At 72.4% G+C, this 11,141-nt stretch carries 11 protein-coding genes; 8 read left to right on the plus strand and 3 right to left on the minus strand.

What is annotated here, in order from left to right:
• Entirely contained in the window at nt 1-924 is a 924-nt protein-coding gene (locus ACZ516_RS03500) for a helix-turn-helix transcriptional regulator (protein ID WP_469008269.1), read from the minus strand.
• A 53-nt stretch (nt 925-977) separates the two neighbouring features.
• Between ACZ516_RS03500 and ACZ516_RS03505 the strand changes: the two genes are divergently transcribed.
• From ACZ516_RS03505 to ACZ516_RS03515, 3 genes are all read left to right on the plus strand, one after another.
• Entirely contained in the window at nt 978-2,462 is a 1,485-nt protein-coding gene (locus ACZ516_RS03505) for an MFS transporter (protein WP_469008270.1), read from the plus strand.
• A 30-nt stretch (nt 2,463-2,492) separates the two neighbouring features.
• A complete protein-coding gene (locus ACZ516_RS03510; protein WP_361080958.1) occupies nt 2,493-3,932 on the plus strand; it encodes an MFS transporter in 1,440 nt (479 codons plus the stop codon).
• A gap of 112 nt (nt 3,933-4,044) precedes the next feature.
• The gene (locus ACZ516_RS03515) at nt 4,045-4,842 is read left to right on the plus strand and encodes an NAD-dependent epimerase/dehydratase family protein (protein WP_469008272.1); all 798 of its coding nucleotides are present in this window, start codon (nt 4,045-4,047) and stop codon (nt 4,840-4,842) included.
• A gap of 41 nt (nt 4,843-4,883) precedes the next feature.
• On the opposite strand, the gene ACZ516_RS03520 is transcribed toward ACZ516_RS03515, so the two are convergent.
• Nucleotides 4,884-5,330 carry a VOC family protein gene (locus ACZ516_RS03520; protein ID WP_469008273.1) on the minus strand — a complete coding sequence of 149 codons (447 nt, stop codon included), beginning with the start codon at nt 5,328-5,330 and terminating at the stop codon, nt 4,884-4,886.
• Nucleotides 5,331-5,409: 79 nt separating this feature from the next.
• Here ACZ516_RS03520 and ACZ516_RS03525 point away from each other — a divergent pair, with 79 nt between their 5' ends.
• Nucleotides 5,410-6,264 carry a helix-turn-helix domain-containing protein gene (locus ACZ516_RS03525; RefSeq protein WP_469008274.1) on the plus strand — a complete coding sequence of 285 codons (855 nt, stop codon included), beginning with the start codon at nt 5,410-5,412 and terminating at the stop codon, nt 6,262-6,264.
• Nucleotides 6,265-6,298: 34 nt separating this feature from the next.
• Here ACZ516_RS03525 and ACZ516_RS03530 read toward each other — a convergent pair whose 3' ends face one another.
• A complete protein-coding gene (locus ACZ516_RS03530) occupies nt 6,299-7,681 on the minus strand; it encodes a glycine--tRNA ligase (protein ID WP_358589038.1) in 1,383 nt (460 codons plus the stop codon).
• A 200-nt stretch (nt 7,682-7,881) separates the two neighbouring features.
• Here ACZ516_RS03530 and ACZ516_RS03535 point away from each other — a divergent pair, with 200 nt between their 5' ends.
• The 4 genes from ACZ516_RS03535 to ACZ516_RS03550 all read left to right on the plus strand — a co-directional run bounded on the left by ACZ516_RS03535 (nt 7,882) and on the right by ACZ516_RS03550 (nt 11,034).
• Nucleotides 7,882-8,838: a metal ABC transporter substrate-binding protein gene (locus ACZ516_RS03535; protein WP_469008275.1), complete on the plus strand. Its 957-nt coding sequence runs from the start codon at nt 7,882-7,884 to the stop codon at nt 8,836-8,838.
• Nucleotides 8,839-8,870: 32 nt separating this feature from the next.
• Nucleotides 8,871-9,659 (plus strand): metal ABC transporter ATP-binding protein, encoded by a 789-nt coding sequence (locus ACZ516_RS03540; RefSeq protein ID WP_361080968.1) that lies wholly within the window; start codon nt 8,871-8,873, stop codon nt 9,657-9,659.
• 11 nt (nt 9,660-9,670) lie between these two features.
• The gene (locus tag ACZ516_RS03545) at nt 9,671-10,561 is read left to right on the plus strand and encodes a metal ABC transporter permease (RefSeq protein ID WP_358589044.1); all 891 of its coding nucleotides are present in this window, start codon (nt 9,671-9,673) and stop codon (nt 10,559-10,561) included.
• A 71-nt stretch (nt 10,562-10,632) separates the two neighbouring features.
• On the plus strand, nt 10,633-11,034 hold the full coding sequence (locus ACZ516_RS03550; protein WP_358589046.1) for a Fur family transcriptional regulator: 402 nt from the start codon (nt 10,633-10,635) through the stop codon (nt 11,032-11,034).
• The last annotated feature ends 107 nt before the right edge of the window (nt 11,035-11,141 follow it).

The following is an 11,141-nucleotide window of genomic DNA, read 5'->3' on the forward strand; positions in this document are numbered from 1 at the left end:
TCACTCGCCCGGCGCCCGTGACGACGGCTGCGACAGCTCAGCGAGCCGCTCCAGGCGCTCCTCCGTCTCGTCGTCCGCGGGGACGTAGGCGATGAGGCGGTGCGCCCGCGCCACCGGGGCCGTCCAGAGCATGCGGTGCTCCAGCCGCAGCAGCCCCACGCGCGGGTGCCGGTACCGCTTGACGTGCGGGACCATCGTCGCCACCTCGTGCCGCTCCCACAGCTCGCGGAACTGTGCCGACCGAGCGAGCAGCCGGTCCCGCAGCTCCTTCCACCCGGGCTCCGCGCCGTGCTCGGTCATCGACGCGCGGAACTTGGCCGTCAGGTCGCGCAGCATCTCGTCCCGGTCCAGGCAGGTCTCGCGCCAGCGGCGGCTGGTGGCCAGGAGCCACAGGCAGTTGCGGTCGCGCGGTTCCATCGCGTCGAAGTCCCCGAAGACGTGCGTCCAGGAACGGTTGTGGGCGAGGACGTCGTAGCGGCCGTTCTGCACGGTGGCCGGATAGGGCGCGATCCGGTGCATCAGCCGGCGGACCGGCGCGGAGAGCGCCGGGCGCCCGGCCTCCGGGCGCGGGTCGACGGCGCCGGCGAGGGCGAAGAGGTGGGCGCGCTCGCCGGGGTCCATGAGCAGCGCCCGGGCGACGGCGTCCAGGACCTGCGCCGAGACCGTGATCGGCCTCGCCTGCTCCAGCCACGTGTACCAGGTGACGCCCACGCTCGACAGCTGCGCCACCTCCTCGCGGCGCAGCCCCGGGGTGCGGCGCCGGGGTCCGCGCGGCAGCCCGGCCTGCTCGGGCGTCACCCGCTCGCGGCGGCTGCGCAGGAAGGCGGCGAGTTCCCGCCTGCGGATGTCGGCGCCGGCGCCCCTCGCCGCGCCCCCGGTCGTGCTCGTGCTCGTGCTCGTGCTCGTGGTGATGGTCGTCGTCACGGAGCAAGCCTGACGGACGGCCCATCCCGTTTCCAGGTGCCTCCGGTACCAGGATGAAGACGCCCTGGTACCCCTCCCCGGGCCGCACGAGGGTCGTCGGCGTGACGCTCTCGAACCACTCACCGAAGACACCCGCGCCCCCGGCCCCCGACCCCGCCCCGCTCACGCCCCTCGGCCTGTTCACCGTCCTGCTCGGCGCCGCCCTCTCCAGCATCGACTTCTTCGTCGTCAACGTCGCCCTGCCCGGCATCGGACGCGACCTCAACGCTTCCCCCGCCACCCTGGAGATGGTCGTCGCCGGCTACGCGGTGGCCTACGCCGTGCTGCTCGTCCTCGGCGGGCGGCTCGGGGACACGTACGGCCGCAGGAAGCTGTTCCTGTGGGGCGTCGCCGCCTTCGGCCTGACCTCGCTGGCCTGCGGACTCGCGCCCGGCGTGTGGTGGCTGGTGGCAGCGCGCGCGGCCCAGGGCGCGGCCTCCGCGCTGATGCTGCCGCAGGTCCTCGCCACCCTCCACGCCACCACCCGCGACGAGCGGCGCGCGAAGGCCGTCGCGGCGTACGGATCCGTCAGCGGGCTCGGCGTCGTCCTCGGGCAGGTGCTCGGCGGGGTCCTGGTCGCCGCCGATCTCGCGGGCACCGGCTGGCGCATGGCGTTCCTGGTGAACGTGCCGGTGGCGGTGGCCGCCCTGCTCTGCGCGGTACGCGCGGTGCCGGACAGCCGGGCCGAGCGGCCCCGGCGCGGCGACGTCGGCGGCACCCTGCTGCTGGGCGCCGCCCTCACCGCCCTGCTGCTGCCCCTCTCCGAGGGCCGGGCCACCGGCTGGCCCCTGTGGTCGGTGCTGCTGCTGGCCGCCGCGCCCCCGCTGGGCCTGGCGTTCACGGCCGTCGAACGGCGGGCGGAGCGCACCGGGGGCAGCCCGCTGCTGCCGCCGTCGCTGCTGCGCGAGCCCGGTGTCCGCAGGGGGATCGCCCTCGGGCTGCCGATCTTCATCGGGTTCAGCGGCTGGATGTTCGTCGCCGCGGTGACGCTCCAGCAGGGCCTCGGCTACGGCGCGCTCACGGCGGGCCTGACGCTCGTGCCCATGGGCCTCGCGCAGTTCGCCGCCTCGGTCCTCGCCCCGCGACTGGCGTCGCGGCTCGGTGGCCGGGCGATGACGGCGGCGGCGCTCACGCACGGCTTCGGCCTGGTGGTGCTCGCCCTGACCGCTCTGTGGCTGCCGTGGCCCTCGCTCGGGCCGCTCGCGCTCGCTCCGGGGCTCGTCCTGTGCGGCCTCGGGCAGGGCGTCGAACTCGCCCTGTACTTCCGGCTCGTCCTGGCCGCCGTACCGGCCGCGCGGGCGGGCGCCGGGAGCGGGCTCGCGGCGACCGTGCAGCAGTCGTGTCTGGCGGTGGGCGTGGCGACGATCGGCTCGCTGTTCCTCGCGCTCGTGCCGGGGCTCGGCATGCGGGACGCGTTCGTCGTCGTACTCGGGGCGCAGCTCGTGGGGCTGCTCGGCCTTGCGCTGCTGAGTCTGCGGCTGCCGCGACGGCTCGCCTAGGGCGTGGCCCGGAGCGTTACCGTCACTTACATGGCCGATGAACTCACCTCCCGCCGACGGATGCTCGTCCTCGCGATCTGCTGCATGAGCCTGCTGATCGTCAGCCTCGACAACACCGTCCTGAACGTCGCCCTCCCCGCCATGCGCGGTGAGTTCGAGGCGAGCGTCTCGGGCATGCAGTGGACGATCGACGCGTACACGCTCGTCCTCGCCTCGCTCCTCATGCTCGCGGGCTCGACCGCCGACCGGATCGGCCGGCGCAAGGTCTTCCGGGCGGGCCTGACCGTCTTCACCCTGGGCTCGGTGCTCTGCTCGCTCGCGCCGAACCTGGAGTCGCTGGTGGCGTTCCGCATGGTCCAGGCGGTGGGCGGCTCGATGCTCAACCCCGTCGCGATGTCCATCATCACCAACACCTTCACCGAACCGCGCGAGCGGGCCCGCGCCATCGGCGTGTGGGGCGGTGTCGTCGGCATCTCCATGGCGGCGGGCCCCCTCGTCGGCGGGCTCCTCGTCGACTCGGTCGGCTGGCGCTCGATCTTCTGGATCAACCTGCCCGTCGGCCTCGCCGCGCTCCTCCTGACCACGCGGTACGTGCCCGAGTCCCGCGCCCCGCACCCGCGCCGCCCGGACCCGGTCGGGCAGCTGCTGGTGATCGGGCTGCTCGGCGCGCTGACGTACGCGATCATCGAGGCGCCCACGGCCGGCTGGACGTCCCCGCTGATCCTCTCCTTCGCGGGCGCCGCCCTGCTGGCCCTGCTCGGCCTGCTCCGCTACGAGCCGCGCCGCGCCGAGCCCCTGATCGACCTGCGCTTCTTCCGGTCGGCGCCGTTCACCGGGGCCACCGTGATCGCGGTGAGCGCGTTCGCGGCGCTGGCCGGCTTCCTCTTCCTGTCGACGCTGTACCTCCAGGACGTACGGGGTCTGGACGCGCTGCACGCCGGGCTGTGGATGCTGCCGATGGCGGCCATGACGCTGGTCTGCGCCCCGCTGTCGGGGCGGCTGGTCGGCAGCCGCGGGCCGCGCCTCTCACTGCTGGTCGCGGGGGTGGCGATGACGGCGTCCGGGGTGCTCTTCGCCGCGTTCGAGGCGGAGGACACGGGCGGGACCCGCTTTGTCGGCTACGTCCTCTTCGGGCTCGGCTTCGGCTTCGTCAACGCCCCGATCACCAACACGGCGGTGGCCGGGATGCCGCGCGCCCAGGCGGGCGTGGCCGCGGCGGTCGCCTCCACCAGCCGCCAGATCGGCCAGACGCTGGGCGTCGCGGTGATCGGCGCGGTCCTGGCCTCGGGTGTGGCGTCGTCGTACGCGAGGGACTTCGCCGGGGCCAGCCGGCCCGCCTGGTGGATCATCGCGGGCTGCGGCCTCGCGGTGCTGCTGCTCGGGGCGCTGTCGAGCGGGCGCTGGGCCCGGGGCACCGCGGAGCGGACGGCCCAGCGACTGGAGCGGGAGCCCCAACCGGTACGGGTCTGACGCCTCCCGGCCGGCTCCGCACCCGTTGGGCGTCGTGGCCGGCGATGAGAGGATCACTGCCTGTCCGGATCAGGACGTTGCTGGGTTCGCACGGCGGAGGTGTGCAGTGGGGATGGGAACGGTGGTCGTCACCGGGGCGGCAGGGAACATCGGCTCGGTCGTGCGCCGGGCGTTGCGCGGCGAGGTGAGCCGCCTGGTTCTGCTCGACCGCGTTCCGCTCCGGGCCGAGGCCGGGAACGAGGTGGTCCATACCGTCGATCTTCGGGACGCGGCGGCCGTCGAGACCGCGCTCGCGGGTGCGGACGCCGTGCTCCATCTGGGCGGCCTGCCGGACGAGGCGCCGCTTGAGCATCTGCTGGACGCGAACGTGCTGGGCACCCACCATGTGCTGGAAGCTGCCCGAAGGGCGGCGATTCCGCGGGTCGTGCTGGCCAGCAGCAACCGCGTGAGCGGGTTCTATCCCACGGCCCATCGCACTGACCCGCGGGAACCCGTGCGCCCCGACGGCCTGTACGGGGTGAGCAAGGCAGCCGTCGAGGCCCTGGGGCGGCTGTATGCGGACAAGTTCGATGTCTCCGTGATCTGCCTGCGCATCGGCAGCTTCGAGGAGGCGCCCACCGAGTCGCGCCACCTGGCGACCTGGCTCAGCCCGCGTGATGCCGTCGGTTTCTGCCGCGCCGCGCTGACCGCCCCGCTCGCCACGCGCTTCGCCACGGTGTACGCCGTCTCCGCCAACACCCGCCGCTTCTGGGAACTCCCCGCGGAGTCCGAACTGGCCTACACGCCCATCGACAACGCCGAAACACATGCATCGCACATCACCTACGCCGACGTCCCCGCCGATCCCGAGGCCCCGCAGGCCGGCCCGTACGCCCGGCCCGAGTTCACGTTGAAACACATCCGGCCCTGACCGGCACCCGGTTTGCGGCGGCGCGGCATGATCGACCCGGTTCAGCGACCGTCCCGGTCCGGCCGGTGCTCCACGTACTCGATCATCGTGCCGTCGGCATGGCGTGCCGTGAAGCCGGAGCCCGTGGGGACGGCGATCAGCGGCTCCGTGATCTCGGCGCCCTCGGCCGCCAGGCGCTTCAGATAGGCCCGCGCCGAGTCGACGAGGAGCGTGCCGTCCGTCGCGCGGAAGGGCGCCAGTGTCTCCTCGGTGCCCTCGATCAGGAGGAACGGGCCGACGGCGGCCAGGGCGAGTCGCTTCTCCGGGTACATGAACCACATGTCCCGTTCCGTGCCCAGCAGGCGCTCGTACGAGGCGGCCAGGGCGTCCAGGGTGCCGGGGCCGGTGTAGACGCGGACGAAGGGGCGGGGCCGCGCCAGGTCGGAGGAGTCGTTGCGGCGGCGCCACATGGTGGGCGTGGCGGGTGCGTGTGCGCTCTTTTCGGTCATGGAAAAAGCCTCCGCCGTGCCGGGCGCCCCGGCCAGACAGGCGTCCATGGGGGTGAGCCCAGGTCATAGGCTGGGCGGCATGGGGACAGTGGCTGCGGCGCACGAGGCGGCACTACGGCGGGAGTTGGGCGGCTTCCTGCGGGCCCACCGCGAACGGCTGGCGCCCGCCGACGTGGGGTTGCCGGCCACGCGGCGCAGGCGTACGTCGGGGCTGCGCCGGGAGGAGGTCGCCGCGCTGTCGGGGGTCTCCGTGGCGTGGTACACGTGGCTGGAGCAGGGGCGGGTGGACGCCTCGCGGCAGGTCCTCGACGCCGTGGCCCGCGCCCTGCGGCTCGGTCGGGAGGCGCACCGGCACGCCCTGGCCCTCGCCGGCTTCACCGCCCGGCAGCAGGACGGCGACGACGCCGGCGACCCGGGTCTGCGGGCGGTGCTCGACAGTTGGCCGGACAGCCCGGCCCTGCTGCTCGGCCCCGCGCTGGACATCCTCGCCTGGAACCGCGCGTACGCGGCGCTGTGGCCGGACCCCGGCGGCTTCCCCGAGGAGCGGCGCAATCTGCTGCTCCTGCTGGTCTGCGACCCGGGGCACCAGCGGTTGCTGCCCGCCTGGGAGCCCGTCGCGATGGACCTGTACCGGCATGTGCGCACCCGCGCCGACCGGCGCCCGCACTCCCCCGCCTTCCAGGGAGTCACGGCCCGACTGCGCGCCGAGCGGCCGGACTTGGACCACTGGTGGGCCTGCCGCTCGGTGGGTGACTTCGCCTCGCGGACGGTGGAGATCACCCCGCCGGACGGCTGGGATGCGCCGCCGCGCGCGTACGGCATGACGCTGCTCCGCGCGCCCCGGCCGAGCGGCGCCGTCATCCTCGTACAGACCCCGGAAGCACAGGCCCCGGAGACAGAGGCCCCGGAACGCGTCGGGCCCCCGGCTCCATGAGCGGAACCGGGGGCCCGACGTCACGCGCCGTGGGTCAGCAGCCCACGAGGCGCGTCGCGAGGTAGCCCTCGATCTGGTCGAGGGAGACCCGCTCCTGCTTCATCGAGTCACGCTCGCGCACCGTCACGGCGTTGTCGTCGAGGGTGTCGAAGTCGACGGTCACGCAGTACGGGGTGCCGATCTCGTCCTGGCGGCGGTAGCGGCGGCCGATGGCGCCCGCGTCGTCGAACTCGATGTTCCAGTTCTGGCGCAGCGCGGTGGCCAGGCCCTTGGCCTTGGGCGAGAGCTCCGGGTTCCGGGACAGGGGGAGCACCGCGACCTTCACCGGGGCGATGCGGTGGTCGAAGCGCATGACCGTGCGCTTCTCCAGCTTGCCCTTGGCGTTGGGCGCCTCGTCCTCGAAGTAGGAGTCGAGCAGGAAGGCGAGCATGGTGCGGCCGACACCGGCGGCGGGCTCGATGACGTACGGCGTGTAGCGCTCGCCCGCCTCCTGGTCGAAGTAGGAGAGGTCCTGGCCGGACGCCTTGGAGTGCGCGGTCAGGTCGTAGTCGGTGCGGTTGGCGACACCTTCCAGCTCGCCCCACTCGTTGCCGCCGAACTGGAAGCGGTACTCGATGTCAGCGGTGCGCTTGGAGTAGTGGGAGAGCTTCTCCTTCGGGTGCTCGAACCACCGCATGTTCTCCTCGCGCAGGCCCAGGCCGGTGTACCAGTTCCAGCGCTGCTCCATCCAGTACTCCTGCCACTGCTCGTCCTCACCCGGCTTGACGAAGAACTCCATCTCCATCTGCTCGAACTCGCGGGTGCGGAAGATGAAGTTGCCGGGCGTGATCTCGTTGCGGAAGGACTTGCCCATCTGCGCGATGCCGAACGGCGGCTTGCGGCGGGAGGTCTGCTGGACCTGGGCGAAGTTGGTGAAGATGCCCTGGGCGGTCTCGGGGCGCAGGTAGGCGACGGAGCCGGTGTCCTGCGTCGGGCCGAGGTGCGTGGCGAGCATGCCGGAGAACTGCTTGGGCTCGGTGAACTGGCCCTTGGTACCGCAGTTGGGGCAGTTGACGTCCGCGAGGCCGTTGGCCGGCGGGCGGTTGTGCTTGGCCTCGTAGGCCTCTTCCAGGTGGTCGGCGCGGTGGCGCTTGTGACAGGAGAGGCACTCGGTGAGCGGGTCGGAGAAGGTCGCGACATGGCCGGAGGCCTGCCAGACCTCGCTCGCCAGGATCACCGACGAGTCGATGCCCACGACATCCTCGCGCGAGGTGACCATGTAGCGCCACCACTGGCGCTTGAGGTTCTCCTTCAGCTCGACGCCCAGCGGTCCGTAGTCCCAGGCGGCGCGCTGGCCGCCGTAGATCTCGCTACAGGGGAAAACGAAGCCACGGCGCTTGCTCAGGCTGACGATGGTGTCGATCTTGTCGGCGGCCACGGTGCTCTCTTCATAAGACGGTGGGCGAGGCGAATGCCTCAGGTTACCGGCGGCCCGGCCCCCCTAATCAAATCGGTTCCCCACGAGCCGCTTCGGGGCCCTGCCGCCGAGCCTCCGCCGGACCCCCGCCGGGAGCGTTGCCGGGCCCCCGCCGGGAGCATTATTGACAATCGTTTCCACATTTGTTGAAAATGAGTGTCATGAACGTACGACGACGCCTCATACCCACCGCCGCCCTCGCCTCCGCGACGGTCCTCGGCCTCACGGCGCTGACCGCCTGCTCCTCCACCGCGGACGACAAGGACGGCAAGCTCGACGTGGTGGCGTCGTTCTACCCCATGCAGTACCTCGCCGAGCGCATCGGCGGCGACCACGTCTCGGTCACCACCCTCACCGAGCCCGGCCAGGAGCCGCACGACCTCGACGTCTCCGCCAAGCAGCGCGGACAGCTGGAGGAATCCGACGTCGCGCTGTACCTCAAGGGCCTGCAGCCCGCCGTGGACAAGGCGATCGACCAGTCCGGGATCGACACCAAGGTCGACGCCGGCTCCCTGACCGGCATGGAGAAGCACGGCACCGAGGTCGGCGGGCACGCCGAGGGGCACGAGGAAGAGGGCCACGACCACTCCCACGAGGGCGCCGACCCGCACATCTGGCTCGACCCGGTGAAGTACGCCGAGGTCGCCGAGGGCGTCGGCAAGGCCCTGGCGAAGGCCGACCCCGACCACGCGGCGACGTACAAGAAGAACACCGCGAAGCTGGTGAAGGACCTCGATGGCCTGAACAAGAGCTTCGAGGACGGCCTGAAGAACACCAGGAACAAGGTGTTCATCACGACCCACGCCGCCTTCGGCTACCTCGCCGAGCGCTACGGCCTCACCGAGGAGGCCATCAGCGGCCTCGACCCCGAGGCCGAGCCGAGCGCCAAGCGCGTCAAGGACCTCCAGAAGATGACCGAGGAGGACGGCGTCACCACCGTCTTCTACGAGACGCTCGTCAGCGACGAGACCGCCAGGACCCTGGCGAAGGACGCGGGCCTGCGGACTGATGTACTCGACCCGGTCGAGGGCATCACCGGCAAGTCCAAGGGCCAGGACTACCTCCAGGTCATGGAGTCCAACCTGAAGGCCCTGCGCAAGGCCCTGGGCGCCAAATGACCCCACCCCCTGTGGCTACGGAGGCACGAGCCATGAGCAAGCACGCCACGTCCGCGGACGGGGACGCCGTCATATCCCTGCGCAAGGTGACGGCCGAGCTGGGCTCGCGTCCCGTGCTGCGCGGCATCGACCTCACGGTGGGGCGCGGCGAGGTCGTCGCCCTGCTCGGCGCCAACGGCTCGGGCAAGTCCACCGCCGTGCGTTCGATCATCGGCCAGGTGCCGGTGAGCGGCGGCGACATAGAGATCTTCGGCACCCCGCGCCGCCGCTTCCGCGACTGGGCCCGCGTCGGGTACGTCCCGCAGCGCACCACCGCCGCCGGCGGCGTCCCGGCCACGATCAGCGAGGTCGTCGCCTCCGGGCGGCTGTCCCGCGCCCGCTTCGGCGTCCTCCGCAAGGCCGACCGGGAGGCCGTCGCCCGCGCCATCGAGCTGGTGGGCCTCGGCGAGCGCGCCAAGGACTCCGTGAACGCGCTCTCCGGCGGCCAGCACCAGCGGGTCCTGATCGCCCGCGCGCTGGCCTCCGAGCCCGAGCTGCTGATCATGGACGAGCCGATGGCGGGCGTTGACCTGGCCAGCCAGGAGGTCCTCGCGGCCACCTTGCGCGAGCAGGTCGCCAAGGGCACCTCGGTCCTGCTCGTCCTGCACGAACTGGGCCCCCTGGAGCCGCTGATCGACCGCGCCGTGGTCCTGCGCGACGGCTGCGTCCTGCACGACGGGCCGCCCCCGCGGGCGGTCGGCCAGCACGCCCTGCCGGGCCACGACCACGTCCACCCGCACGCCGCCGACGCCGAGCCGGTCCGCACCGGCCTGCTCACCTGAGGACCCTGGCGATGGAAATCCTTGAGTACGCCTTCATGCAGCGGGCCCTGCTCGCCGCCGTCCTGGTCGGCATCACCGCGCCCGCCGTCGGCATCTACCTCGTCCAGCGCCGCCAGGCGCTGATGGGCGACGGCATCGGGCACGTCGCGATGACCGGCGTCGGCCTCGGCTTCCTGCTCTCCGCGTCCCCGGTGTGGATGGCGACGGCCGTCGCGATCGTCGGCGCCGTGGTGATGGAGCTGATCCGCTGGTACGGCAAGACGCGCGGCGACATCGCCCTCGCCATGCTGTTCTACGGCGGCATGGCGGGCGGCGTGATGTTCATCAACCTCGCCCCCGGCGGGTCGAACGCGAACCTCCAGTCGTACCTCTTCGGCTCCCTCTCGACGGTCTCCGAGGAGGACGTCAGCGCGATCTGCCTGCTCGCCGCCTTCGTGGTGCTGGTCACGGTCGGTCTGCGCCGCCAGCTCTTCGCGGTCAGCCAGGACGAGGAGTTCGCGCGCGTGACCGGGCTCCCGGTGCGCGCCCTGAACCTGCTCACCGCCGTCACCGCCGCGGTCACGGTGACCGTCGCCATGCGCGTGGTGGGCCTGCTCCTGGTCTCCGCGCTGATGGTGGTGCCGGTGGCGGCCGCCCAGCAGCTCACCCGGAGCTTCGCGGCGACCTTCGCGATCTCCGTGGCGATCGGCGTCGCGGTGACGATCGGCGGCACGGCCACCTCGTACTACCAGGACGTGCCGCCGGGCGCGACGATCGTGCTGCTGACCATCGGGGTGTTCATCGCCCTCACGGTCCTCGCGACGCCGCTGGCCAGGCGCAGGGCACGGGCCGCGGCCGCCGCGCGGGCGGCCGGGGATCCGGCGGAGTGCTCGGTGCCGGCCCAGCCGGTGGCCAGGACCTGACCCCGGTCCGGGCCGACCTGGCACAATGGCCCGGCAGGCCCAGACCAGAGCGCAGACGCGAGGAGACAACCGTGGGAGCCCCGGTTCGAGGCAGGTCCACCCGCCAGCGCGCGGCGGTGGCCGCGGCACTCGACGACGTGGACGAGTTCCGCAGTGCGCAGGAGCTGCACGACATGCTCAAGCACAAGGGCGACTCGGTCGGTCTGACCACGGTCTACCGCACGCTCCAGTCGCTGGCCGACGCCGGCGAGGTGGACGCGCTGCGCACCAGCGAGGGCGAGACGGTCTACCGCCGCTGCTCGACCGGTGAGCACCACCACCACCTGGTGTGCCGCCTGTGCGGCAAGGCCGTCGAGGTGGAGGGCCCCGCCGTCGAGAAGTGGGCGGAGGCCATCGCCGCCGAGCACGGCTTCGTGAACGTGGCGCACACGGTGGAGATCTTCGGCACCTGCGCGGAGTGCGCGAGCAAGTAGGCATACGTACGAAGGGGCCCGGGGGGGGGCTGTTGGGGGGGGGGGGCCTTTTTGCGTGTTCGGGGGGGGTTGGTTCTCCTTTATTTTTTTCTTCTTCTGGACAGCCC

Source organism: Streptomyces sp. NPDC034037, assembly GCF_055575715.1.

What these genes read in the sequence shown, in the direction of transcription:
- ACZ516_RS03505 (WP_469008270.1), top strand. Translation starts at nt 978, where the DNA reads ATGAAGACGCCCTGGTACCCCTCCCCGGGCCGCACGAGGGTCGTCGGC.
- ACZ516_RS03510 (WP_361080958.1), top strand. Translation starts at nt 2,493, where the DNA reads ATGGCCGATGAACTCACCTCCCGCCGACGGATGCTCGTCCTCGCGATC.
- ACZ516_RS03515 (WP_469008272.1), top strand. Translation starts at nt 4,045, where the DNA reads ATGGGAACGGTGGTCGTCACCGGGGCGGCAGGGAACATCGGCTCGGTC.
- ACZ516_RS03520 (WP_469008273.1), bottom strand. Translation starts at nt 5,330, where the DNA reads ATGACCGAAAAGAGCGCACACGCACCCGCCACGCCCACCATGTGGCGC.
- ACZ516_RS03525 (WP_469008274.1), top strand. Translation starts at nt 5,410, where the DNA reads ATGGGGACAGTGGCTGCGGCGCACGAGGCGGCACTACGGCGGGAGTTG.
- ACZ516_RS03535 (WP_469008275.1), top strand. Translation starts at nt 7,882, where the DNA reads ATGAACGTACGACGACGCCTCATACCCACCGCCGCCCTCGCCTCCGCG.
- ACZ516_RS03540 (WP_361080968.1), top strand. Translation starts at nt 8,871, where the DNA reads ATGAGCAAGCACGCCACGTCCGCGGACGGGGACGCCGTCATATCCCTG.
- ACZ516_RS03545 (WP_358589044.1), top strand. Translation starts at nt 9,671, where the DNA reads ATGGAAATCCTTGAGTACGCCTTCATGCAGCGGGCCCTGCTCGCCGCC.